Origin of the sequence: Bartonella sp. DGB2 (assembly GCF_046843095.1) — a bacterium.
Classification (GTDB): domain Bacteria; phylum Pseudomonadota; class Alphaproteobacteria; order Rhizobiales; family Rhizobiaceae; genus Bartonella.
Genome location: NZ_CP177325.1, coordinates 880,587 through 903,989, shown reverse-complemented (window position 1 = coordinate 903,989; position 23,403 = coordinate 880,587). Strand labels below are relative to the sequence as shown.

37 protein-coding genes are annotated in these 23,403 nt (G+C 44.2%); 13 read left to right on the top strand and 24 right to left on the bottom strand.

The features are described 5' to 3' along the window. Window positions 1–49: 49 nt before the first annotated feature. The 7 genes from ACK28X_RS05070 to ACK28X_RS05040 all read right to left on the bottom strand — a co-directional run bounded on the left by ACK28X_RS05070 (window position 50) and on the right by ACK28X_RS05040 (window position 4,512). Entirely contained in the window at window positions 50–517 is a 468-nt protein-coding gene (locus tag ACK28X_RS05070; RefSeq protein WP_412057083.1) for a Panacea domain-containing protein, read from the bottom strand. A 249-nt stretch (window positions 518–766) separates the two neighbouring features. Next, window positions 767–1,414: a hypothetical protein gene (locus ACK28X_RS05065; RefSeq protein ID WP_412057097.1), complete on the bottom strand. Its 648-nt coding sequence runs from the start codon at window positions 1,412–1,414 to the stop codon at window positions 767–769. Window positions 1,415–1,491: 77 nt separating this feature from the next. Next, complete coding sequence (gene ssb / locus ACK28X_RS05060) at window positions 1,492–1,995, bottom strand: single-stranded DNA-binding protein (RefSeq protein ID WP_412057081.1); 504 nt, start codon at window positions 1,993–1,995, stop codon at window positions 1,492–1,494. Beyond that, window positions 1,983–2,312 (bottom strand): hypothetical protein, encoded by a 330-nt coding sequence (locus ACK28X_RS05055; protein WP_412057096.1) that lies wholly within the window; start codon window positions 2,310–2,312, stop codon window positions 1,983–1,985. The genes ssb and ACK28X_RS05055 overlap by 13 nt, the downstream gene beginning before the upstream one ends. After that, entirely contained in the window at window positions 2,305–2,859 is a 555-nt protein-coding gene (locus ACK28X_RS05050; protein ID WP_412057095.1) for a hypothetical protein, read from the bottom strand. Before ACK28X_RS05050 ends, ACK28X_RS05055 begins: the two co-directional genes overlap by 8 nt. A 328-nt stretch (window positions 2,860–3,187) precedes the next feature. Further along, entirely contained in the window at window positions 3,188–3,973 is a 786-nt protein-coding gene (locus tag ACK28X_RS05045; RefSeq protein WP_412057352.1) for a hypothetical protein, read from the bottom strand. Beyond that, window positions 3,973–4,512, bottom strand: coding sequence for a hypothetical protein (locus tag ACK28X_RS05040; RefSeq protein ID WP_412057077.1), 540 nt, complete (start codon window positions 4,510–4,512; stop codon window positions 3,973–3,975). Before ACK28X_RS05040 ends, ACK28X_RS05045 begins: the two co-directional genes overlap by 1 nt. An 84-nt stretch (window positions 4,513–4,596) precedes the next feature. Here ACK28X_RS05040 and ACK28X_RS05035 point away from each other — a divergent pair, with 84 nt between their 5' ends. Beyond that, window positions 4,597–5,184 (top strand): hypothetical protein, encoded by a 588-nt coding sequence (locus ACK28X_RS05035; RefSeq protein WP_412057351.1) that lies wholly within the window; start codon window positions 4,597–4,599, stop codon window positions 5,182–5,184. A gap of 517 nt (window positions 5,185–5,701) precedes the next feature. Here the strand turns inward: ACK28X_RS05035 and ACK28X_RS05030 are convergent. From ACK28X_RS05030 to ACK28X_RS04995, 8 genes are all read right to left on the bottom strand, one after another. Next, the gene (locus ACK28X_RS05030; RefSeq protein WP_412057092.1) at window positions 5,702–5,920 is read right to left on the bottom strand and encodes a hypothetical protein; all 219 of its coding nucleotides are present in this window, start codon (window positions 5,918–5,920) and stop codon (window positions 5,702–5,704) included. A 34-nt stretch (window positions 5,921–5,954) separates the two neighbouring features. After that, the gene (locus ACK28X_RS05025; RefSeq protein WP_412057091.1) at window positions 5,955–6,464 is read right to left on the bottom strand and encodes a hypothetical protein; all 510 of its coding nucleotides are present in this window, start codon (window positions 6,462–6,464) and stop codon (window positions 5,955–5,957) included. A gap of 49 nt (window positions 6,465–6,513) precedes the next feature. Continuing rightward, entirely contained in the window at window positions 6,514–6,957 is a 444-nt protein-coding gene (locus ACK28X_RS05020; protein ID WP_412057090.1) for a hypothetical protein, read from the bottom strand. 296 nt (window positions 6,958–7,253) lie between these two features. Continuing rightward, entirely contained in the window at window positions 7,254–7,568 is a 315-nt protein-coding gene (locus ACK28X_RS05015; protein WP_412057089.1) for a hypothetical protein, read from the bottom strand. Next, window positions 7,528–7,668: a hypothetical protein gene (locus tag ACK28X_RS05010; RefSeq protein ID WP_412057350.1), complete on the bottom strand. Its 141-nt coding sequence runs from the start codon at window positions 7,666–7,668 to the stop codon at window positions 7,528–7,530. The genes ACK28X_RS05015 and ACK28X_RS05010 overlap by 41 nt, the downstream gene beginning before the upstream one ends. After that, on the bottom strand, window positions 7,665–7,793 hold the full coding sequence (locus ACK28X_RS05005) for a hypothetical protein (RefSeq protein ID WP_412057349.1): 129 nt from the start codon (window positions 7,791–7,793) through the stop codon (window positions 7,665–7,667). The genes ACK28X_RS05010 and ACK28X_RS05005 overlap by 4 nt, the downstream gene beginning before the upstream one ends. Window positions 7,794–7,912: 119 nt before the next feature. Then, entirely contained in the window at window positions 7,913–8,065 is a 153-nt protein-coding gene (locus ACK28X_RS05000; protein WP_412057348.1) for a hypothetical protein, read from the bottom strand. Between the two features lie 43 nt (window positions 8,066–8,108). Next, the gene (locus ACK28X_RS04995) at window positions 8,109–8,297 is read right to left on the bottom strand and encodes a hypothetical protein (RefSeq protein ID WP_412057347.1); all 189 of its coding nucleotides are present in this window, start codon (window positions 8,295–8,297) and stop codon (window positions 8,109–8,111) included. A gap of 86 nt (window positions 8,298–8,383) precedes the next feature. Between ACK28X_RS04995 and ACK28X_RS04990 the strand changes: the two genes are divergently transcribed. The 12 genes from ACK28X_RS04990 (at window position 8,384) to ACK28X_RS04935 (ending at window position 14,130) form a co-directional block, all read left to right on the top strand. Beyond that, a complete protein-coding gene (locus ACK28X_RS04990; RefSeq protein ID WP_412057152.1) occupies window positions 8,384–8,698 on the top strand; it encodes a helix-turn-helix domain-containing protein in 315 nt (104 codons plus the stop codon). 203 nt (window positions 8,699–8,901) lie between these two features. Further along, window positions 8,902–9,282 carry a hypothetical protein gene (locus ACK28X_RS04985; RefSeq protein ID WP_412057151.1) on the top strand — a complete coding sequence of 127 codons (381 nt, stop codon included), beginning with the start codon at window positions 8,902–8,904 and terminating at the stop codon, window positions 9,280–9,282. A 35-nt stretch (window positions 9,283–9,317) separates the two neighbouring features. Further along, window positions 9,318–9,821, top strand: a complete 504-nt coding sequence (locus ACK28X_RS04980; protein WP_412057346.1) for a hypothetical protein — start codon at window positions 9,318–9,320, stop codon at window positions 9,819–9,821. Beyond that, complete coding sequence (locus tag ACK28X_RS04975) at window positions 9,761–10,012, top strand: hypothetical protein (RefSeq protein WP_412057345.1); 252 nt, start codon at window positions 9,761–9,763, stop codon at window positions 10,010–10,012. Before ACK28X_RS04980 ends, ACK28X_RS04975 begins: the two co-directional genes overlap by 61 nt. A gap of 2 nt (window positions 10,013–10,014) precedes the next feature. Further along, window positions 10,015–10,182, top strand: coding sequence for a hypothetical protein (locus tag ACK28X_RS04970; RefSeq protein WP_412057344.1), 168 nt, complete (start codon window positions 10,015–10,017; stop codon window positions 10,180–10,182). Beyond that, window positions 10,157–10,690, top strand: coding sequence for a hypothetical protein (locus ACK28X_RS04965; RefSeq protein ID WP_412057343.1), 534 nt, complete (start codon window positions 10,157–10,159; stop codon window positions 10,688–10,690). The genes ACK28X_RS04970 and ACK28X_RS04965 overlap by 26 nt, the downstream gene beginning before the upstream one ends. Then, a complete protein-coding gene (locus ACK28X_RS04960) occupies window positions 10,665–10,862 on the top strand; it encodes a hypothetical protein (RefSeq protein WP_412057342.1) in 198 nt (65 codons plus the stop codon). The genes ACK28X_RS04965 and ACK28X_RS04960 overlap by 26 nt, the downstream gene beginning before the upstream one ends. Before the next feature lie 2 nt (window positions 10,863–10,864). Then, window positions 10,865–11,341, top strand: coding sequence for a hypothetical protein (locus ACK28X_RS04955; protein WP_412057341.1), 477 nt, complete (start codon window positions 10,865–10,867; stop codon window positions 11,339–11,341). 12 nt (window positions 11,342–11,353) lie between these two features. Beyond that, window positions 11,354–12,094, top strand: a complete 741-nt coding sequence (bet, locus tag ACK28X_RS04950) for a phage recombination protein Bet (protein ID WP_412057340.1) — start codon at window positions 11,354–11,356, stop codon at window positions 12,092–12,094. An 8-nt stretch (window positions 12,095–12,102) separates the two neighbouring features. Continuing rightward, on the top strand, window positions 12,103–12,750 hold the full coding sequence (locus ACK28X_RS04945; RefSeq protein ID WP_412057146.1) for a lambda exonuclease family protein: 648 nt from the start codon (window positions 12,103–12,105) through the stop codon (window positions 12,748–12,750). A gap of 79 nt (window positions 12,751–12,829) precedes the next feature. After that, entirely contained in the window at window positions 12,830–13,069 is a 240-nt protein-coding gene (locus tag ACK28X_RS04940; RefSeq protein ID WP_412057145.1) for a hypothetical protein, read from the top strand. Continuing rightward, window positions 13,069–14,130 carry a tyrosine-type recombinase/integrase gene (locus tag ACK28X_RS04935; protein WP_412057144.1) on the top strand — a complete coding sequence of 354 codons (1,062 nt, stop codon included), beginning with the start codon at window positions 13,069–13,071 and terminating at the stop codon, window positions 14,128–14,130. Before ACK28X_RS04940 ends, ACK28X_RS04935 begins: the two co-directional genes overlap by 1 nt. 132 nt (window positions 14,131–14,262) lie before the next feature. On the opposite strand, the gene ACK28X_RS04930 is transcribed toward ACK28X_RS04935, so the two are convergent. From ACK28X_RS04930 to ACK28X_RS04890, 9 genes are all read right to left on the bottom strand, one after another. Then, window positions 14,263–16,119, bottom strand: a complete 1,857-nt coding sequence (locus ACK28X_RS04930; protein WP_412057339.1) for a host specificity factor TipJ family phage tail protein — start codon at window positions 16,117–16,119, stop codon at window positions 14,263–14,265. 51 nt (window positions 16,120–16,170) lie between these two features. Then, window positions 16,171–16,626 carry an NlpC/P60 family protein gene (locus tag ACK28X_RS04925; protein ID WP_412057338.1) on the bottom strand — a complete coding sequence of 152 codons (456 nt, stop codon included), beginning with the start codon at window positions 16,624–16,626 and terminating at the stop codon, window positions 16,171–16,173. 19 nt (window positions 16,627–16,645) lie between these two features. Next, complete coding sequence (locus tag ACK28X_RS04920) at window positions 16,646–17,188, bottom strand: DUF1833 family protein (RefSeq protein ID WP_412057337.1); 543 nt, start codon at window positions 17,186–17,188, stop codon at window positions 16,646–16,648. Continuing rightward, on the bottom strand, window positions 17,181–17,642 hold the full coding sequence (locus ACK28X_RS04915; RefSeq protein ID WP_412057336.1) for a hypothetical protein: 462 nt from the start codon (window positions 17,640–17,642) through the stop codon (window positions 17,181–17,183). Before ACK28X_RS04915 ends, ACK28X_RS04920 begins: the two co-directional genes overlap by 8 nt. Beyond that, window positions 17,639–18,160 (bottom strand): hypothetical protein, encoded by a 522-nt coding sequence (locus tag ACK28X_RS04910; protein WP_412057335.1) that lies wholly within the window; start codon window positions 18,158–18,160, stop codon window positions 17,639–17,641. The genes ACK28X_RS04915 and ACK28X_RS04910 overlap by 4 nt, the downstream gene beginning before the upstream one ends. Next, window positions 18,153–19,307, bottom strand: coding sequence for an RCC1 domain-containing protein (locus tag ACK28X_RS04905; RefSeq protein WP_412057334.1), 1,155 nt, complete (start codon window positions 19,305–19,307; stop codon window positions 18,153–18,155). The genes ACK28X_RS04910 and ACK28X_RS04905 overlap by 8 nt, the downstream gene beginning before the upstream one ends. An 11-nt stretch (window positions 19,308–19,318) precedes the next feature. Continuing rightward, complete coding sequence (locus ACK28X_RS04900) at window positions 19,319–19,849, bottom strand: hypothetical protein (protein WP_412057333.1); 531 nt, start codon at window positions 19,847–19,849, stop codon at window positions 19,319–19,321. A gap of 165 nt (window positions 19,850–20,014) precedes the next feature. Beyond that, entirely contained in the window at window positions 20,015–20,494 is a 480-nt protein-coding gene (locus tag ACK28X_RS04895; protein WP_412057332.1) for a hypothetical protein, read from the bottom strand. Beyond that, window positions 20,491–23,394, bottom strand: coding sequence for a phage tail tape measure C-terminal domain-containing protein (locus ACK28X_RS04890; RefSeq protein ID WP_412057331.1), 2,904 nt, complete (start codon window positions 23,392–23,394; stop codon window positions 20,491–20,493). The genes ACK28X_RS04895 and ACK28X_RS04890 overlap by 4 nt, the downstream gene beginning before the upstream one ends. Window positions 23,395–23,403 lie beyond the last annotated feature (9 nt).

Genomic DNA, 23,403 nt, shown 5'->3' with positions numbered 1-23,403 from the left:
CAAAAGCCTATAGCTTAGAAGCAATGTAGCGATTAAGACTTACACGGTTTTATTTCGCCTCACACCATAACCCACGATAGTAGGTTTCAATCAACTTATCACTAATAGGTGTTCCAAATTCTCCTGTATAGGTTTGCTCCCAAGGGGTGCCTTTTGCATGAGTGATATCAGAGAGCTTATAGTCACTTAAATGCCCGTAATGTTTGTAAACCCATTCAATGATTTTAATTGCTTCTGTATTTAATGTCTCGTCAGTCTTTAAAGCGGCCTTCTTGACCGTTGATTTACCAAACCGCCTAATCGCTTCATAAAGATTCGGTATAACAGGGCCATACGTCCATGCTTGAACAGGATCTTTAATCAACGGGTGGTGATAAATGCCTAACATCCAACCATGCGCGATATATACAAGCTTTAAAACTTGCGTAAGCGTTAAACTGCCGCCGTCCTCTTTTTCTTTAAGGTCTAAAAACTTATAGGCAACGGTTCGGGAGTCATAAGTTTTAACGCTTTCCATGGAATTGCCAATTCTTAATATTAAACTCTTTATTTAGATATTGTGTGATGTTGAGTAGCTATAGAAATAGTCTTCTTCTATAATTTTAAAGAAAAGGTGATTCCATGAAGAAGAAAAAAAACAATATACATCCCACAATAGCTAAAAGTCTGAATATGTATCCATATTTAAATGATGACAGAAAAATAGGTTTAGATGTTCAGCAGAAAGCAGTTCCATCCGATCATGTCAAGAATCCTCCTGCGCCTCCTAGTCTTTCCCCAAAGTTGCGCAAGAGGTAGCCCATATCCTTCTCAAGCTTACCAGCTTGATTTGATCGGCAGGGATGTAGGTCGCATAAGCGCCTGCTTCTTCATGTAAAATTTCCTTACGTTCTATCCAGTTGTCAACTTCGGGATGCGCTTCATGAGTAACATACATGACAACATCGCCTGTACTGCCTAACGCGAAAGGCCCATTAGGTAGCTCTTGAAACTTAGCGACGTCTTGTGATAAAAAATTGGTGCCATCCTTTAGCTGAACACAGAGTTCATAGGTACGTGTTTTGGTATTTTCGTAAAAGCCTATCCAAGCCGATGGCATATTGTTAGCGTGACTAATATCCAGCTTACGTAGTATTTTATAAAACCATAGGCGAAAATATTTACGCCAAAGCGCGCTTATAATAATTGTCCCAAAAAACGCAGGGATAGCCGGAAAAGGTTCAACCATACCAAAATACACGGCGGCTTTATAAAAACTCGCACCAATCAAGCCAAAGCAAAGGGATGGGAAGAAGATGTTTGCGGTTCTATCATCCATGTGTATGCCGTTATTGGCAATATGATACCCAGCATAGCCAGAGGCTAATGTGACCAATGTCAACCATGGTAAATTGAACAGTGCAGGATCAATCATCTTTGTTTCGCTTTCCTTGGATGAAATATTAAAATATTAATCAATGATAAGCACGCGTTTTGCAATCGTTTGCCTCTCTAAAACGGTATTTCATCATTGAGTTGATCATCGTAGGATAATGGCGCTTGATAGGATGCCTGTGTTTGGCCTCTGTGTTGGCCATAGGTCATGGTGCTAGCACCAGCTGGGGGCTTTTGGCTTGTGACTTGCTGTGTGTCTTGACCTTGATTGCCTGCTTGCCCCAGCATTTGGATAACACCGCGGTATTTCTGTAAAACAACTTCTGTGGTGTAATGTTCCACACCGCTTTGGTCTTTCCATTTGCGGGTTTGTAATTGCCCTTCTACGTAGATATGGCTTCCCTTTTTTAGATAAGAGGCGGCAATATTGACAAGGTTTTCGTCAAAAATCACAATGCGATGCCATTCGGTCTTTTCGCGCTTCTCACCCGTGTTCTTATCCTTCCAGCGTTCACTAGTTGCTAATGAGAATAGAGCCACTTGCCCGCCCGTTTGCATGGCTTTGATTTCTGGATCTCTGCCCAAATGGCCAATAAGTATAACTTTATTTAGGCTAGACATTGTGTGGTTTCCTTCTGTTCAAATAGCTGTAGTCCTGTAATCTCTTCCAAATCAAGCAGGTTTTCGGCTTCTTCGGCTTGGCTTTTTGCTAAAGCGGCTTGTGGCAAAGAGCCGCCATGGAGCCAAGCATCAACATAGGCCGCAACGCTAAAATCAGCACCAAAGGGTGTGTAATTATAGGTTTTGCCTTCAAAGCGTTGCATGAAACGCCGCCCGTATTTGTCCTCGTAGAGGTTGTAGAACACTTGTTGTACGCCTGCTTTATGGTTTGCATAGCCCGATAGGGTGGCGACAATGGTCTTTTGTTTTTTAAACATTGGCCTCGCCTTTATTTAAAGTTTTGTGAATGTAATCAATCATACGCCGGCAATTGTTTTCAAGCTGTCCGCAATAGAGAACAAACTCAGAAGTAGCAGGCATGAAGGTTGCTGAAAGTCCTATTGCCTTACCGCGCAAAACGTCTTCTGTTGCCTTCTGTAGAGCCCAATAGCCAATGTCTTCAAGAGCCCTCTTATAAGCCAAAGCGGTTGCATTTTCGTCTTGATTGGTTGAAACTTTTAAACCAGCGCTAAGCAGAGCAAAGGCAAGGCTAATGTCCTTGGCATCAGCAGGCCTATCCAGTTCTTTTAAAGCTTGCTTAGTTAGCGATAAGATTTCCTGCTGTTCTTGGGGTGTTGGCTTTTGCCCCTTCATCCACAGAAACGGTGGTTGGCGGTGTGTTTTCGAACAGAAAAGCGTACATATCTCCTGTAGTTGGGATCTTAAGCATTTTTTCCGCGACGCGATGCCCCCAGCCGCGCTGTTGTTGATTATGGTTATTGGGCTGTCCAAAATTTTGTCGGGTGTTGTTATTTGTGGTTCCATTACCGCCTCCTTTTGCGGAATATTCTTGTGATCTTCTAATCCAATTACGCCATGTGCTTTGCCAGTTAACTTTTGTGGCGTCTTTCCCCGCCTTGGCGCCCCAATAGTCACGGAATTTTTCGACTTCAACGCAGATTTTCTCCTCCGTTAAGCCTTGCTGTCTAGCGAAGTTAAGATCGGGCTCAAAATCGGGTGGTAGGCGACAACCCCTTGAGGATTGTGGTGTTTTGGGGGGCTGTGGAATAGCCTCTATGGGCTCACTAGCCGTTGTAGCGAGGTCGAGGTTTGTCGAAGGGAGTGTTGAAATTTGTTTCGGGATCCCTCGCGTTTATACGCGCGTATAGGGTTTGTTTTTTTTATTTTTTTCTTTTAGGGGGGTGTGGGGGGGTATTTTCTTTTTTTCTTTTTTTAAATTTTGTTGGGTAACGCTTTCGGTGGGGTGGGTAACGCCTTGGGTAACGCTTTGGGTAACGCTTTCGGTGGGGTGGGTAACGCCTTGGGTAACGCTTTCAGCAGGGTGGGTAACGCGGGTAACGCTTTGGGTAACGCTTTCGGTGGGGTGGGTAACGCCTTGGGTAACGCTTTCAGCAGGGTGGGTAACGCGGGTAACGCTTTGGGTAACGCTTTCGGTGGGGTGGGTAACGCCTTGGGTAACGCTTTCAGCAGGGTGGGTAACGCGGGTAACGCTTTGGGTAACGCTTTCGGTGGGGTGGGTAACGCCTTGGGTAACGCGGGTAACGCCTTGGGTAACGCTTTTAGTGTTACAGTCATAAAGCCGTGAATAATTTATCCCATAACATTTTTTAAAACGTTCTTTAAAGCGTTGCTGACGAAGAGCATTAGCAGATTTCTTTTTTTCTTCTGCCTCGCCTTGATATGAAGACTCGTTACAGTCATAAACCACTTTTCCCACATCGGGAAAATGGTCTGTATTGGCTACCTCCATATAAAGAGGTGACATTGCCTTATAGCGGCGTGCTTCAAGATGCGCCAAGCGTTTTGCTTCGCGTACCTTTTTTTCGTAATTGCAAACAGCATGAACCGCGGCAACTATTTGCTCTGCGCTAGCTCCAGAGTTTGCTAAAGCGGTGGTGAGATCAATCAAGATATGCATCAGCTCTCCATATCCTCCTCCTCTCGATCTAAAGCGTAATATAAAAGGGCTAAGGCATCGGCCTCGTTGTCATCCTCTGGATGATGGCCTCTATCCCATATGGCATTTAAAACATCATCTTTTGATGCATTGCCTTTGCCTGTAGCGTGCTTCTTAATGGTACCAACGGGCACGCCTTGATAGTCAATCTGATGATGTTCACACCAAGCGGTGAGAACGCCTAAAAAGCCGCCGTAAACATGGGCGGCATCTGTTCCAAGGTGGCGACGCACTTCTTCGTAATAGATTTTATCAAGACTACTTCCAGCACATTCAAAGCGGTGTTTGGTATCACTTAGCCATATGCGGAATTTAGAAAAGCGTACGCCGCCCCCGTCAAAAGTTCTTTTTTTAAAGGTAACAGAGCCGCTGGTCATAGCGCCTTGGCAAAAAGCATCTTTAGCAAGGCTGTGTACCTGCGGCTTGCGTATAAATCCATTACCGCAAAATGCCGCCCAGCCCATTTTGCTACCAAGGTCAAGGCATAGAATAGTCCTCATGCCAACCCCCGTTGCAGAATCATAAAACGCGAATTACAGTGCTTTGCTATTGAATAAATAAAACGCAAAGGGGGGTAATTACGGATGTGGGATTGGATAAGCAAAAACTTAGTCTGGATTATCCCTATAGCGGGAATAATAATCACGATTATTGGGCGTATTATAAAATTTGTCCACTTATGGAACAAAAATAAGACAAACAAAGAAGCTCTAGAAATAGAAAAAAATAAAGCCAAAAGCTTGGAAGAAAACACGATAATTTCTTTAGCAAAACTTGGCTTGAATTTAGAGGAAAAAAGAAAAGTTGATCTTGGACTTCCCTTAGAAATAGAGCGAATACATGCATATTTTCCAGAAAGTAATGAATGTGACTTAAGCAATAAAGATGGTAGTTTTTCGCGGGAGCTCATAGTTTCATTAAAATTAATAAATAACTCCAACAACAGTATAATCATCAAGGATATCTTTATATCCGATGACAATCCATTAATTTTTAAAGAAAATGCATGCACATTTGAGTCCTTTAAAGATAAAATGAGAAGTCTAACCAATAAGATTGGTAGTCTTTTCATGGAAAACGAACAAGAATATATCGAAAAGATGTATGATGATGAATCTTATGTTCTCCATTTAGAGTTTATTGGAACGGAACTTAATCCCATTTTTGCGTGAAAATCCTACAGCAAAAAGGACAGAGGAAAAACACCTTTGCTTCTATGGATCATGCAAAAAAGCTTTAGAACAGTCTTGTGTATTATTGAAAATCATCAATATACGCCCTAAAAAACAGCACATTAATTATACTATTCTTGATCTACATTTCCTGTGCAATGAGCCGTACAATGAGCCAAAGATTACACTTCATATACATCATACATCTGCCAATGATCATAATGAGACGGTACATATAAAATATAGTCTTGATATCCCTCCTATAAAATAAAGTTAATAATCTATCCTTGCAATTCCTTTAGATTTTCTAGTTCACTTTTCGCTTCTTCTATCTTGTATTTTATAAATCTTTTTAAGACTACTTGTCTTCTTATTCCGGATTTCTTTCTATATAAAATATTAGCACAAGTGTACTTTGTTTTTTTTATTCTTTTTTTGATAATAAAATAAAATAATAGTAGAAATAGCGACCAAAAAAAATAAAACATATTGGAGTTGTTGGCATGAACATTTTTTATCACTTTCTTTTCACAGTTAAAATATCTCTTTCTATTTCAGAAAACTTTTTCATCAAATCTTCTGTTGTCATCTCTTCCTCTTTGAGGATTGCTGAATTTTGTTCTATATCTATCGTTATCTGATTTATAAGCTTAATATCTCTATGCGATATGAAGAAAATCCAAGTACATAAACTCAGAGATAAGCCTATGATTGAGAATAAAATACTTTCTGTCATTGTCTCGCGCACCTTATAATCTAGCTTTTCTCATCTAATGGGTTCCTCGAAAGGCTTTTCTTTGACGAACCCAATTTTTCCACGCAACGATCCAGTGATGTTTCTGGTAATATAATTTTTCGCCGTAACAGTACCTGTTTTCAAAAGCTTGACGAAACCTTTCGGCTTCTAATATAGCCCCTTCCTCCGTGAAGCCTTGCTTTTGAGCAAAGTCTAAATCAAGCTCGAATGCAAAAGGTACGCGGTACCCATGTGCCGTTCCTTCTTCATCATATTTATTAGGCTTTGTTTCGGAAGACTCTATAAATGGTTCTAGGTCTCGGCCTTTAGGATCCTTAATAAGCTCTTCCTGTTGGCTAGTAATTATATCAATCTGACTTTGCATATCCTTTAGGTAATTAATGATACGCGCGATTTCTTTTTCAGAACGCTCTTGGCGCTTTTGCGATAGTTTCCTAAAAGCATAAGCGTTGAAATAAAATCCAAGGCAAAGCAGGAGGAGTGCTGTAGATACTATTGAAAATATTATTTCTATTGTGGTCATAGAATGCACCTTTCTCTCAGCTAGATTTTCTTGCTTGTTTTTCCATTTCTCATATCAAAGAATATCCCTTAAGAAACTTAATGTAGTTTTTCTTCTCTTTTACTTCTTCTCTAAGTTGCGTTCTATCTATCTCGAACATCCGTAGCATAAATGACATGTCGGATATTTTATTAGAATTTTCCTTAATAACGCTGTCCTTTTCCTTAATAACGCTGTCTTTTTCCTTAATGATTTTCCTTAGCTCTAGTATGGCCTCTTGCTTTTCATCTTCAGGCTTTTTTAGGTCGTTAATAGACTTTTTTAAGTCCTCAATAGTCCTATTCTGATCAGAAATAGCTTTACTTTGATAAAGGATAACCCCTTTATTCTCTCTATTGATACGTCTATACTTTTCTAAATCAAGCGGATTGCCATACACGCGGTAAAACCAAACTGCAAAGCCTATGAAAATGATGTTTACAGCCAAAGAGGCTAGCGCAATGATGATATCCATTTCACATATCCCTAATGCATCTTAGTAATACGGCTTTTTTCATCGTTCTTTCCTTTCAACTACTGAGAGTTTCTCGGTTGTTGCGTCATGCATTGCGATGTACATGCTGAGTTGTCTATAGACGTTTCGGGGGGGAATTTGACCATAAAAAAAAAGCAAATTATACAAATACAAGCAGGGAGAATGCCAAAATATCGGCGCTTTTGTATGAAATATATTATTCCAGCTATCATACAAATGAGACTGGTTATTAAAAATATTACCATTGCAATTTCAAAAGCTATCATATTAATTCCCTACTCTATTTTTGTCTGTTCGCTTGGATTTGTTACATATTGCGCTGTACAACAGCATGTTTTTGTAGGTTGAGTGGTAACAAAAACTGATGTAACTATGTAAGAAAGAGCCCAGAGGGAAATGATGAACCACCCAAGGCGTGGAAATAAATCCGTAAGAAAATCAAACCCAAACCATACATAAAATAAACAAGCTGCTATAAAAATTGTTAAAGCAATAGTAAATGTTGCCGGAGTAGTAACAATATCCATTTCCTTAATATCCCCGTTCTTCTTAATGCATCTTTGCGTGTTCTTCTGATGAACTATCTTCATCGCTTACGATTTGGTCATTGTCTTCAACGCTAATGCCAATGCGGACAAGGTGGACATTAGGATGTTCGCCTTTCAGAAAACCGCTAAGGTTTTTGATCATGTACTCTTGCTTGTTTTTAGGGCGTTTTCTGCTTCAAGGAGCTTACTGGTAAGCTCTTCTATGGCCTCTTTTTGTTGGGCTATTATGCGCTTATCGAGGCGGTGGGCGTAGTAACCGCTAGCCATAGAAATTAGATAGACTGCTGATACGACGGCGAAAATGAGTCCTAGTAGCATGGTTATATTCCTTTAGGCTTTGCATTTTAGGAATGCGGTTATCTGTGCCTTTGTTTTGGGTGTGCTCTTTATGTATGCACGCTATAGTTGTTATGATTGCCACCCGCGCCCACTCGGGGGTTTGACTGGGCGCGGGCGGCGTCCTGCGGTAGGTCGGACGTACCGCAAGGGGGGGAGTTCGCTTCTTGACCGTTATCTCTCTGTGCTAGAAGCGCTTGCAACCGTTCTGGATAAAAGAAGTCATCAGGGCGCAGGTCTAGGCCATTACGCCGCGTATTCGAGAAGGCGAACTTGATGCTTAGCAGGGATAAATCCTCCGCATCCTCCTTTCTCTTTCGAATGTGTAAAGCGATAAACTGCCCCCTTCTTTAAACGCAAAATAATTGAAACGCGGTCTATGCCGCCCATATATTTAATAAGTGTAGCTGCCGATTGATTTTGCATAACAATCATTATTTCAGATAAAACGAATTTTCTCAAGTTATTTTTTCAGTTTTTTTGATGTTGATATTTTTTAGAAAATGAAGAAAAGATAAATAATGATACAGGAACAGTTAAGATTATGGCTTGTTGAGAAGTTAAACAACAAAGGCCGCGGTAGTAAAAAAGAACTTGCCGCGACCCTAGGTGTATTACCATCAACTTTAACTAGCATTCTTAAGAACGAAAATGGTCACAGGGCTATAAAAATTGATGAGTTAGTTAAGATAATCAATTTTTTTAATGAAATACCCCCATTTCTTTTGGGCAATGAGGCTGATTTCATCAAATTATTTTATCGTTCTCCACCGCATGTTCAGGATGCTGTGATAACTCTCCTTCAAAATTCCCATCCTTCAACAACGAATAAATAGCTAACGCACGAAGGGTTGGCTCTGCTTCCTGCCATATTTTTTTGATTTCAAAAAGGTTCAATTATATATCCTCCGTCTGTTTTTTTTTTCATTTTTTCTGAATTATTGTATTGACATAATTCGGAAAACATGAAAAATTATAGCTAGAAACCACGAAGAAGCAAGCGCTGATCTGGTTAGTTTAAAGGGATATGGAGGTTGAAATGCACACGAAAGCACCGTTTTTTGTAACAAGCGATGAAATCTTATTGCTCACCTATTCTGACGGAGAACACGTAGGCAAAAGCGGCCCATTTTTAGATGAAGACGATATCTTAGACATGCTTTCGGCTATGGATGGCGTAGAGAAAGTACTTTGCATTAATCCAAAAACGCAAAGCCTTGTCGACATAAGCGAACAGGTCGCCGCCCTCTATTTAAAAACAATCGACCTAGTGCCTGATGACGATATAGCCCACCCCTTGGTAAGCAATAGCCAAGCCTATGCCGACCTTATGGCTGAGTGGGAAGAACAAGCCTTTAATGATGCTTATTACGGCACCTATGCACAACAGCACCGCTTAAGTGCGGCTGATGCTTTGTGAGGCGTCATGAAAGAAGCCTTAATCTGTATCGTTGAATGCCTAGGCTTTCTAACCCTCTTCGCGCTCGGATGGTTTGTCTTGATCGCCACTTAATCATACCAAAGGAATTTAACATGACGTCTCTAAGTCCAAAATACCGCTTGTTGAGAGATGAAAGCATCACCGTAAACGGCCATAAACTCTATCGTATCCAAGCCTTACGCGATTTTGGAAACGTCAAAAAAGGCGATAAGGGCGGCTTTGTTGAGAGTGAATACAACCTAAGCCATAAAGGCGATTGTTGGGTTAGCGATGATGGGCGGGTTTTTGAATATGCGTGTGTTTTTAGCGATGCGCAGGTTTTCGGCAATGCGCAGGTTTCAGGCAACGCAAAGATTTATTGGAATGCGTTTTTTCAGACAACGCGAAAGTTTCAGGCCATGCGGAAGTTTCAGGCAATGCACATATCTTCAACGATGCGCGGGTTTGTGATGATGCGTTGGTTAGTGATAGCGCGCACATTTCAGGCCACGCGATCGTTAAAAATCATGCGCGTGTAACAGGCCATGCGGAAGTTTCACGCAACGCTTCTGTTTCAGGCCATGCGTGGATTTTCGATCATGCACAAGTTACAGAAAATGCGCAGGTTTCAGGCGATGCGTATGTTTCAGGCAACGCGAAAGTTTCAGGCCATGCGCATATTGATGGTGACAGGGTAATAGACGGCGACACAGTCATCACAGGGGAATAGGCATGGAAAAGAAATATGAACTGACTCAAGAAACAAGAGAGGTAGACGACCGTACACTCTACCGTATCAAAGCCTTACGCGACTTTGGTGATATCAAAGCGGGTGATTTAGGCGGTTTTGTTGAGAACGAATACCGCCTAAGCCATGATGGTACCTGCTGGGTGGGGTGATGCATGTGTTTTTGATAATGCATATGTTTTTGATGATGCGCGGGTCTCAGATGATGCGTGTCTTGATTGGAATGCGCTAGTTTTTGGCGCGGCGAAAGTTTCAGGCAATGCGGAAGTTGGTGGCAATGCAATTGTTTATGACAATGCGCAAGTTTTTGGCAACGCAAAGATTTATTGCAATGCAAAAGTTTTTGGCAACGCAAAGATTTATGACCACGCAAAAATTGCTGAAGGGGCGCAGGTTTTTGGCAATGCAGAGGTTTATGGCGATGCACAAATTGAACGCAACGCACGTATCGAAGGTAAAGCAGTAATAGACAGCGATACGCACGTTTCCGGCGGTACAGTCCTCACACATAGCTACATACAAGAGAAATACCAACTCACTAACGAGATCAAAGAGATAGACGACCATACCCTCTATCGTATCCAAGCCCTACGCGACTTTGACGATGTGAAAGCGGGTGACTTGGGCGGCTACATTGAGCGCGGACAACCTAAGCCATGAAGGCGATTGTTGGGTCGCTGACAATGCACAGGTTTTTGACTATGCGCGGGTTTGTGATGATGCATTGGTTAGTGGCTATGCGCAGGTTTCAGGCCATGCGCTTGTTGAAGGTAATGGAGTAATAGGCGGCGATATCCACGTTTCTGGTAACACAGTCATTACAGGGGAATAGGCATGGAAAAGAAATATGAACTGACTCAAGAAACAAAAGAAATCGACGGCCGTACACTCTACCGTATCAAAGCCCTACGCGACTTTGGTGATATCAAAGCTGGAGACTTGGGCGGCTTTGTTGAGAACAAATACCGCCTAAGCCATAATGGCACCTGCTGGATCGGTGATGATGCATGTGTTTTTGATACTGCATGTGTTCTTAGCAATGCGCAGATTTTTGACGATGCGCGGGTTTTTGGCGATGCGGAGGTTTCAGATGATGCGCAGGTTTTTGGCGATGCGCGCATTTCAGGCAACGCGAAAGTTTTCGGCCATGCGCAGATTTCAGACAATGCAGAAGTTTGGGGCAATGCACGTGTTGGCGGCAATGCGCAGATTTCAGGCAACACGCATATTGCCGCCTCCATAACAATTGCAGGCAATGATTGTATCAGCGGCTATACCCGTATCACGACTACCTCCACCACCCCAGCTTAGGAGAAACCACTAATGACACAACTTGTTCAATCCCCCCTTGCTCTTATGGCAAGCAACTATGGCTTCTCAGAAGAGGCCTTTCGCCAAACCATTATGAAAACTTGCATGACAGGCAATATAGCGGCAGAAGAATTCGCCGCCTTTATTTCCGTTGCCAATACCTACGGCCTTAATCCTCTAACAAAAGAGATTTACGCGTTCCCAAAACGTGGTGGCGGTATCACACCCATTGTGTCCATTGATGGCTGGATTAAAATCATAAAATCTAATCCAGCCTTTGATGGCATGACCTTTAAAGATCATTTCGACCAAGCAGGCAATCTCATATCCATTACCTGCTCAATACGGCTCAAAAGCATTAAAGACCCAATAGAGGTCACGGAATATCTAAAAGAATGTCAACAGCAAACCGACCCATGGCGTAAATGGCCTGCCCGTATGCTACGCCATAAGGCGACTATCCAATGTGCCCGTTATGCCTTTGGCTTCTCTGGTATCTATGATGAAGACGAAGCAACACGCTTAAATGCCCCCGTATCAGAAAGCCAAGAAGTCTTTGCCGATGCAGAAACGCTTGCCGTGGTGCAACAGCTGATCTTGGATACAGAAACAGACGAGGCAAAAGCCCTAGCATCGGTTCATGCATCAAGCTTTGAAAGCCTATCGCAAAGCCAAGCGCAAACGCTTTTGCAACTGCTTAAAAAGAAACAAGCTTTGCACAGTTCACAAGCGCAAACCCTTTCTGTTGCTTAGAGGTTCATATGGAACAAAGAACTGCCGCATGGTTTGATGCCCGCCTTGGCAAGGTGACTGCCTCTAAGGTGTATTGCGTTGTCAATAGAACAGCAAAAGGCCTGCCAAGCGCGGCCTATGAGGATTATAAGATCCAGCTATTGACCGAGCGGCTTACCGGCAAGGCGATAGAGACCTATGTAACGGCGGCCATGCAATGGGGCATTGATCATGAGTATGATGCCTTGGAAGACTATAGCTTTATGACGGGGCATGAGGTTAGTGCTTGTGGCTTTATTTCCCACCCTAGTATTGCCATGGCGGGGGCAAGCCCAGATGGCTTAGTAGGTGATGATGGTCTGATAGAGATCAAATGCCCCAATTCCACCACTCATGCCCGCTTTTTAATTGATGGGGTTATTAAGCCCGAATGGCAAGCACAGATGCAGTTTCAACTGGCGTGTACGGGGCGGCAATGGGTGGATTTTATTAGTTTTGACCCACGCTTTAGCGAAAGGAATGCAAGCTTAAGGAGTGAGATCAAGCGCCTATGGCGTGATGAGGCACGCATTCAAGAGATAGAAGCATGTGTGCATGCCTTTCTTGAAGAGGTGCAGGCTCTTGAGGATAAGTTGATTACTAACAACAAAATAATCACAAAAGGCTTAGTCCTTTAGCAAATGTTTTACATAGTCACATCACGAATTGAGACGCGCGTAGAAAGCATGAAGCGATAAAAACATTAGGACTGGAATCATGGCAGTAGCAATTTTTGAAATACCTAAAACCCCCACGCGGCTTTTGAAGCCAAAAGAGGCGGCGATTTATTGCCGTTTACCAGAAAGGCAATTCCCTGCTTTATGTCCTGTCACTCCTCTTGATTTGGGCAATGGTGTACGTCTTTACGACATTAATGATCTTGATCAATGGATTGACAGTATGAAGGGCGATCCAAAGACAATCGAAGATGATGCAATTATTGGGCGGATTGGATAATGACACGTGTTCGGATTAAGGGCTTTAAAATTTTCAAAGACCGTCATGGAAAAACACGTTGTTATCATCGTAAAACGGGGCTCGCTATTGATCTTGATAAAAGGCCTTTAGGTTCAGCGGCCTTTATTGCTGAATGCACGCGTATTTATGTGTTAGAAGGAAAAGCCCATGAAGCCAAATCAGGTACTCTAGGCTCTTTAATTGCCGCTTATCGCCAACACCCTGCCTATACAGATTTAGCGCCCAAAACCAAAAAAGATTATGAGCGTTATTTTAAGTATCTAGAAGGAATAGCTGACGTGGTTTTGGTTAAGTTCAGCCCGCCCTTGGTCGTAAAGATACGTGATCGGATAGCCGAAAAGCATGGACGACGAAGCGGCAATTATCTTAAAACAGTTTTATCAATTGTGTTTGCTTGGGGCAAAGAACGTGGACTTATTGCTAGCAATCCAGCGGCTGACATCAAAGCTCTAAAACGCTCAAAGAACGCTCCATATGCTAATCGGCCATGGAAAGATCATGAGCGTGAGGCAGTTTTAGCTGCTTTACCAGATCATATGCGTTTGCCTATTTTGCTCATGATGTTTTGTGGGCTGGATCCTCAAGACGCATTACTTTTGCCAAAGTCAGCTTTAGATGATGGTAGAATTAACACAAGGCGCAGTAAAACTAGGGTAGGGGTATGGATGCCTATTCCGCCCGCTATTGCACATGAGATTGAGAGCTCCAAGGCTATGGCAAGCGCTTCAACGATGCTTTGCGTAAACAGCAAAGGTCAGCCTTGGACAGTATCAGGGTTCCGCGCTTCATGGCGTAAGATCAAATGTCGTTTGGAGAAAGAAGAGGTAATAGGTTTGGGTCTAACATTAAAAGGGTTGCGTCATACGGTGGCAACTATCCTTGCCGAGATTGGTATGGATGAAAGAACCATTGCTGATGTGCTAGGTCAGAAGACTATTGAGATGGCGCGGCATTATTCGCGTTCAGCTGATAAAAGCAAAAAGGTGGAAGCGGCAGTGATAAAATTAGGCCATGCAATGAACAAGAAGGGGGTTGAATAACACCATGAAATTGTCAAACCTTATCGAAAAAGTGTCAAACCTTCTTGAAAAAGTTAGGAATAAAAGTAAAAAAACAACTAAATCAATATGTTATTGGTGCCCCCAGAGAGACTCGAACTCCCGACCCCCTGATTACAAATCACCATAAGTTGGAATAAGTCCTTCAAGTTCTGTTTGGAAACTCACCAAACGCCGACGATAACGATTGGCCGCAGCCATATATTTCCCCTCGCGGATGGCTTGTTGTTTCTCGGTACAGCCAAATAATCGTACGCGCGCTGGTTGCTCATCAGGATGATCAGATAAGCTTACCGTTTCTTCTGCCACTTTCCATGTTTGGTTAGAAAAATATTCTACAGTGACGCTGTCCGCAGTATCATCACTGGCCAAGAGATATTGGATTTTAAGGCTGTTTTTGACGATATTACGCGGGCTGAATAACGCCACGGGCAAAACACGTTTCTCATCACGCACAAAGCGCACACAGCCGCCTTGCATAAAGCTCACCGCGCGTCCACATCGCGCGGTGCGGCTCAATGCTTCCCAAACGGTGACCGTTTGATCAAACACCGCATCAAAATGATCGCCACGCGCGTGCCAAATATCATCAAGTATTTTTAATTGTGCCAGATCAATCCGGCTATCATCCAATTTGCCGCCATAGGAGCTGCGCGCAATATCCGCAAGCGCCCATGCGATAGAGCGCGTTTTTTGCGGCGCGGACCAGCCCGTCGCCTCATCCCAAATAGGCAATTTACGCGTCACAATGCAGTTAATCATCCTTGAGGCGCGTTGCGATAAATTATCCGTTGCGCGCATCTTCATGGCAAGCAAGGTGATATCGCCAAAATCAGGCTTTTCATCCAGCACGGCTTTTAAACCAGCCCAACGCAATTCATGCCCAGCGCGCGTTGATGTGTCTTTTGAATCCGTGCGTATTGCCCGCACTTCATAGCGACCTGGCTCAACCTTATAATCATAGGTGAGGCGCTGCGGCGTTGTTGTGGCTTTTGTAAAACTTTCGCTGCCAAGCCTTTGCCTTTCTCCAAGAGCCACGCCCTGATCATCAATCTTGCGCGCTTCGATTTGCCACTTAATCGTATAATTGCTCAAGTCCCCGTTATCATTTGCATAATAAAGCCCCCGCGGCAGGATAATATCAATGCTAAGCTGATGGCATTTGGTTTGCGCAGGATTGGCAACAAAAGGCCCGATCCAATCACCCTCATCGCTTTGACTTAACAATTCTTGCCCGGCTATCTCAGGTACAGTCACCACATCTGTCTCAAATAAAGTGACAGGCTTGCCAGGCGGCATAATTTCATACTCAATTTCTTCAAAGGAGCTAAGCGGCGTATCCTCAATACGGATCTGCTCAAGATCATATTCTCCCTGACCGATGCAGTGTAATTGGTGCAAATATTGCTCGTTATTTTTATAGAGCACATAGGGCGTGGCAGCCAAGTCGGGATAAATAATATGCCGGCCATAGATGACGGGTATAGGCTGGCTGATACGCGCCTGATTGCCTTGTGCTTGCAAAGAATAAGTTGGGCTGGCATTAGGGATATTGCCAAAGCCATTATTCAAACTTGTAGAGGGGGATGGCGGCGGCACCAAAACATTAAGCAATGCGCCGCCTGCCAAGGTCACACCAGCTGTCATTAGAGCAACACCTGCCGCGCCGGTAATTCCTATCGCACCGGCAAGCGCTGCACCCGCATAAGGCGCAGCAATCATTAAGGCAAGCCCTACGACAGAGCGTAGGATCTTGCCGCCACCGCCTTCACCACCTTGGGGAAGAGTAATAAAAGTGACAATATCAGAAAAACTAATCGTTATTTTATGCCAGTGTTCACGTAAAACAGCTTTACCATTCCACAAGCAAAGCGTTGGCCGTACAAACTCGCTAATACCAGCTTTATTAAGCCATGCACGAATAGTCATCGGTTGGTCAACAGGAAAGATCTCGCGCGCTCGTGAGGGCATAAAGGGGTTGTGGAGCATCTGAACGCAGGCAAACATAGGAACCTCGCAATTTTATGAAGCAGACTTAGAGAGCTTGCGCGCAAATCGATAAAAGCCCTCAATTTGCCAGCCAGAAAGCTTGAGACTGGAGATATTTTGGAAAACAACACCACTGCCTTTGATACAATGCAAAATACCTTGCTCGGTTGGGCTGATAATCACCCACAATCCAACATGAATGGGGTGGCGGGATTGACGCATCAGTACCGCATCGCCCTGCTTGGGGCGCTTGACGCGCCCCCACCTTTTACGCTCTGGATGATTGCGGAATGTTAAAGCGATTTTCTTTAAATCAATATCAAGGACGGGAATGTCAGGCAAGTCTCGGTTAAAATGATGCTTTTGTACCCAAATAAGAAGGCCCCAGCAATCAAAGCTATCGGGGCCTTTTGCCCCCGCTTGCCATGGCAAACCAATATAGGGCAGCGCCCAATGCAGCCCATCGGGCTGTGGGGTCCATTCATTCATGATATTTCCTTTAAGAGAATTAGCGCGTAAGGCTTGGGAACCGCTTAGACGTGTAATTTTCAGCGGGAAAACTTTTATTGCCAACGTCAAGCATGCGTGCCCGCCCCACAACACGGCTGACATCAGCTTCAACTTGCGTTAAAGTCAGAGTAATTGGCGGGTCCATTTGCGGACCTGAGAGATCATTGCTCAAATAAGGCCGATAGGTAATCTCTATCTTTTCGGCACTCTCAACAGCAGCATCCAGATATTTAATCAGCTCACGACTAACATTATCAATTGTAACAGTAATTTCTGGCACCGGCGCTGTGTCAACAGGTGGCAGCTCTAAATCAAAACCCATAGCAATGAAACTAACATATTCATTAGCGTTTAATGGTGCTGTTTTTTCTAATTTGGCTGATAAATCCTGATAATCGCGTACCAAACGCACGCCAATAAGCGCACCATTATCGTCTTTAAATGCGGGATGGCGCAGCTCTAATGTGTGCAAAATAACCACGTCACTTGGACTTGAAGCGTAAGCCTCGGCTAGTGCTGCCGTTAAGGTTGGATCAGGCATTGTTTTTCTCTTCTTTCTCCCATGCTCTATTCGTTGCATAATCAATCGCAATGCCGTTTAAAAAAGAGGCTTCGATTTCATTGGAACGAGCGCGTAAACGTGCAATCTCTGCGAGCAAAGCTTGCGCTTCTGTGAGCTTTGTTTGCTCAGCTTCATCAAGGTTTGAGAGCGCGCGCAATGAATAAAGGTCAGCAAGGGCGTTTTGCTGCTTCCATAACGGCGCAAAGGTTAAAATACGCCGTTCTGCTTCTTGTTTGACCTGGCGAATAAGTTGACTATGTTCAAGCACACCGGCTAGCTCATCTTCACTGACAGCTTTGCCGCCTGCTGGCGGCGTCACCCCGTGAGCAAAGGCATAATAACGACGCTCATTTAAATCAGCGAGATGAATAGGTGCAATGTCGCTTTCAGCAAAATGCAGCGCGCTCTCACATAAATAGGATCTTACATTCATTCTTGACTCCTAGAAGTGAACATTGTTAATTGCAAAACATTATGCAAATTACCCGATTGTGTGCCCGTTTCTCCATAGGATGAATTATAGCCGCAAGCATCAACCCGCCCATCGTCATATAAAACGCTAAGCCCCCAGTCCTTCGTGCCATAACCATACACATTCCAGTCAATAATTTTACCAGATATGCCTATTACCTTTTGAAAGATGCTATTCGTCGATGCTGCATGCCCAATTCCAAGATTGCCTTGAGCGTTATAGCCTGCTGCCCATAATTCATTGCCGCACTGAATAATGCAACCGCCATAATTGGTGCCACCAGCAATTTGTACGCGTGTGATCTTGCCTTGAAACGCACCTTTAGGCTTGAATGGATTATATTGGCTATTCGTATCACCTGTGCCAAGCTGTCCATAGGTATTAGCTCCCCAAAGATAAACTTGTTTTTGATTGGTTAAAGCGCCAATAGGGCCATATCTGCCATCTGTTATAGAAATATCAATCACATTCTCAGACAAAGGATTGCGTAAAACTACTACGCTGCTTTGTGTCCCCTAAACCAAGTTGCCCAGAACCATTATAGCCAGTTCCCCAAACAGAACCATCCGATCGTAACACAAAACCACACCCTACCAAATTTTCTCCGGATCCATCAGAACCAGAAGCAGGGATTGCTTTGATAATATTTTTCATTGCAGCATTTAAAATAGGCGTACTACGATCTACTGTATCCCCAAGGCCTAATTGCCCGTTATTATTTCGCCCCCACACCCACAGTGCGCCATTTTTATCAATAGCATATACATTGTAAGGGTAGCTCGAGACACCAACATCCGTGATATTTTCTAAGGCACCGCAACGCACGGGCGTATATTGATGGGATGTCGTGCCGGTTCCAAGGTTGCCATTGCCTCCATATCCACATGCATAAACGCGCCCATCTGTCGTTAAGAAATAAGCAACACCATAGTCATAATAGCTCGGTTGTCCTGGAATAATGCGTGCTATTTTAATTTTATTTTTAACAAAGTAGTCAATTCTTTTAGCAATAGCACGATTAACCGTATCGCCATGTCCTAATTGACCATAACTATTATAACCCCATGGATAAACTTGGCCCTCTGCGGTGAAAGCGTAATGTTGCATGCCCCCTGAGAATATATCAATAAAACGCACACCAGGATCTTCGCTTGCAACATGGTTTGGCAGATAGATATGCGCTGAACCTGGATCGCCGTTAGAATAATTACTGCCCGTGCCACAGGCTTTAATAAGACCATTGGCCATCAGATAAGTCCGCGTATACCGACTGCCATACCTATTAACTTTGCTAAGCTTCCAGACGCGCCGCGCTGGATCAAGCGCTTGATCTTGCCAAACTGGCCGATTGCCGTTCATTTGTAAAATTTGCGCATTGCTTCCACGGGCAAGCCTTACGGGCTTATGACCATCATGGGTGAGCAAATCTCCTTCTTGCGTCAGTTGATTACTGCCAGCGGCCATTAAATCCCAGTCAGCGCGAATAGGGGGAACATTCGTCACATTCCGCTTCGCAATGAAGCTGGAACCCTTAAACGCAACTGCATCATGACGAACATATTTCTGTGTTGGATCATAAGTTCCTCGCCAATTGATACGGATATTCCCAAGGTCGATCTGCGTCATATTTCCCTCATTTAAATATTGATAATCAGGTGACCATCCTCATTGATGGTAAAATCCACACCCGGCAGTGTGATGAACCATGTGTCAAAGTCATGGGCGTTATAAGTGCCTTGGCCCGTAATAGCCGTGAGCTTTGAGCCATCAGCACGCAAACCATAAAATACGCCAACAGATTGAATGGCTTCAAAGCCATCTTCGCTTTGCTTGACCGCTAGCAGTTTTCCTGCTTGGCCACGAATATCACTTGGTAGATGAAGCGCATGAGCCGCATCTATCGCCGATTGCGCCGATGATTTAGCTTCATCACGCCAGATTTGCGCTTGCGCTAAAGCCTGCATGATTTGCCCTGTTGTCGCGCCAAGATCGTCAAGTTCGCTTTGGATATGCTCCTCGATTTCTTTAATGGTTTTCGCAACGGTTTTTACATCACCACCCTCGGTGGGGACGCTTGTTTCATCATCGCCATGGACCAGTTTATGCAGAATCTTACTATCAGCTTGAACGCGGGCAATCGCTGCCTCCAAACGCTCTTGCAAATTCATAAATGCCTCCTCTCATCTTAAAAAAAACTTGTAAAACAAGCACGCTACGCTAATTTCTTGACATATCATGATAATGTGTAGAGAATAACAGCTTCATGTATAAAGGCGCGCCATGGCTCAATTACGAAAAAAATTCGCAACCCAAGTCGATAGTGAACCTTTAGTTTAAATATATCCTAAACATTGTGGAAGCGTTTGATGCACAAGGCCGTGTAATTGAGAGGCACTTGTTATCAGCCCCTGCGCATCTTCAGTGAGTAATAAATCCAATATGCCTTCATCAAACACGGGGCGTTCACGAATTTCAAGTTCACAGCGAATTTCCCATAATGTACCGGCGAGTAATTGCGCTTGAAATTGCTGCGTAAAGCGCGCTTCTTGCATCAAGAGCCCAAGCCCGCCTAAAAGCTCAATCTCAAACCACGCGCCACCTTCTTTGGCTTTCCAGTGATACCAAGCTTCAAACAGTGCAAATTGATCATGACGCATAATCCAACGCACCGTCACACGGCTTGGCACCTGCGTAAAACGTCGCCTTTGCCTTGCTGGACCTGCTTCCATCTCCGTGCGTAAAATGGCATCAGAAGGTTGAATACTATAGCCATCAATTGTTGGCAAAGGCAAGGTCTGTGGCCATGAAATCATCGATAGCTCCCTGCTGCTGGATTAAGCCCGTAGCGACGCTCTAAGGTGGGTGCTAAACCTTCCCCACGGGCAACATTGCGCGTCATTTGGCTCTCAATCTGCTCAATGATAATATCAAGTCTACTTCCTCCATCGGGACGCTTTGAGCTTCGTGTTTTGGCTTGAACACCCGCAGCATTATTGTGAACATGAACCTCGACTTTGCTAGCGCCACGCTGTTGAAGACAAGCACCTAAAAGCCGCATTTGCTCAGGCGTAAACACCGTCTCACCACGTTTGGCAATAATCGGTACCTCATTGCCAATAACACCGCCGCTATGGAATTTATGTGCACCGGCAAAGGCGGCGGGATTAACGCTTCTGCTCTCAAGCGTGTCACGCCCAATAACGCCGCCTGTATGTGCTAAACCGAACAATGAACCAAAATTAAAGCCTCCAAAAGCATTGGCTAATGGCTCAATAATGCTTTTGCGAATTTGTAAGCGCACAAGATCTGCAATGATGGAATCGATAAGTGATTTAAAATCGAGTTTGCCGGTGGTTACAAAACTCACAAGGGCATCTTCCATGCCCTTAAAAGCATTTTTGACCAAGTTTTCTGTTTGCGCAGCCATATTTTGTGCATCATTAACGATATCTTGAAAGCCACGTTTTAACCCATCAGCCCAGTATTTTGAGTTTTCTAAATCTTTTTGGCGCGCTTCCTGCAGCATATGCTGAAAAACTTCCTCAACTTGCGCACGGAACGTTGCATAGCTAGCACTTGTTTGATCAAGCCCTCTTAATGCTTCTTCTCGCCATTCAATCGCCCTTAACGTTGCTTGCTCGGTTTCTGATTTTAATGCATTATAAGCACGCGTGATGTCCTTTACTGTGTCAGACTGGCTTCTTGTTGCTGTCTGCGCTGATTGGTCCGCTTGCTCCAGTTCATATTTTCGGCTGATGAGATCGCGAATATGCTGTGCGTATTCTAATGTTTCCGCGCTTTGATCCTTGGTTAAATCAATACCTAAACGACGCAAAACTTGTTCTTGCTCGTTAAGGATACGCGCATCTTTAAGAGCATCCCCCTCAAGCGAACGTGCTTCAATAACGCGCTTTAATGCTCTTTCTTCATCCTCCAGTCGCTGAATATAAGAGTGAATTTTTTCTTCTTGCTTATCATCGCGTTGTTTTGGCGCCATTGCTTGCGTTGGCGCTTGAGGGGTATCAGGCTTAGCTTGTTCTGCTGCGTTTTGCGTGACGCCAGAGCGTAATTGATCAATCGCAGCGCCTGCGCGTCTAGCAGCGAGTTCTGCCGCCTTGAGCGCTAAAACTTGTTCTTGAATTTCTTTGGCATTTTTTGTGAAATCCGGATATTTAGCGGCCAATGCCCAAATGGCCTCTTGATATTGATCAACGCTAATTCTGCCTTTTATGAACGCTCCTCGAATATAGGCTAAGTCCTCATCGAGCTGAGTGCCAAACCTGGAAAATTGATCCCAAAATCCGCCAATTGCTCCGCGTTGCAATTGATATGTAACATCGCGAATATTCTCTTGCGCAATCTGGAGTTTTTCTGTCAAACGCGCCAAGGCTTCGTTGCGAGAAGCAGTATTTAATTCTTCAATATTATCCGTTGTCTTCTTTAAACTCGCGCGTAACTCCTCCATTTCCGCGGCATGGTCTTTGGCGGCTTTTGCCGCTGCATCATGGCCTTGAGCTAATTTATAAAGCGCAAGACCAGCTAGAACGATAATCCCCGCAGGACCGCCGAGTAACATCATCACGCTGCGCAAACCGGCCATCGCCAATGTTGCTAACTTCGTTGCACCTTCCACAATCACCATTTTTGCAGCCGTTGCCGCCGAGACCTGCGCCATTAAGCGAAAACCAGCGACAGCGCCTGCATTGCCTAATATTGCAACATTCATGGCTGCAATTGCAGCACTTACTGTTCGAGCAATTAAAATCGCCGCAAGACCTTGAACCGCAAGATCTAAATTGCGGGCAAGCAAGGATAAAGCACTGGCTGCTGTGCGTACCACTGTGCCTAGTACTTCACCAATCATATGCGCTGCTTCGGCCCCGCCATCGGTTAAATCCTTCAGCTCACCTGCCACAGCTTTAAGGGCATCGTTAAGCCCGCCGGCACCAACCTCGCGGGCAAATTTTGCAAAATTATCGCCAATATTGCTGATAATTCCATTTAAGGTTTTCATTTGCTCCGACATGGCACCCGCAAATTGCACCTGCCCAATTTTGCGTAGATACTGCTCAATTTCCTGCGCATTTTTGCCAATTGTAGTGGTTACCCCTTGAAAGGTGAAAGCAACCTGCTCGCCTTGCGTGCTTGCCTTAATACCAAATTCCTTAAGACGTTCAAATTCTCCTGTTACAGCATCAGCAATCGCCTCAATAAATTGCATCAGATCTTTACCCATGGCGGAGGCTGTATTGCCATAAGAGGCCAATGCTTCTCGTGACGGCTCAAGCCCTAAGGCTTTTAATTTGATAAAAGCCTCGGTAAGTTGCTGCACGTTAAAAGGCGTTGAAGAAGCAAGGTCTTCAACCATTTTAAGCGCATCATCCGCTGCAGCTGCAGAGCCAGTGACTGTTTTTAAGCTGGCTGAGAGCTTTTCAAATTCACGGTTAGTGGAAACAATAAAACCAAGCGAGCGACTAATACCAGAAATACCCGCATAAGCACCCACAAGCGTTGCAGCTTGACGGAAAACCCCATTTAAAGCTCGGGCTGATGCATCAACGGCTTTAAGGCTTGCATTGGCTGGGCGTGTGGCATGAGTGATCTTGTCAAAAGCTTGAGGGCCTTCGCGCCCTAAGCGATTAAATTCACGTCGCACCTCTTCGCCACCAACGGTCGCCAAACGAATGGATAGTTTTTTAGTTGCTGCCGCCATCCTTGTTGA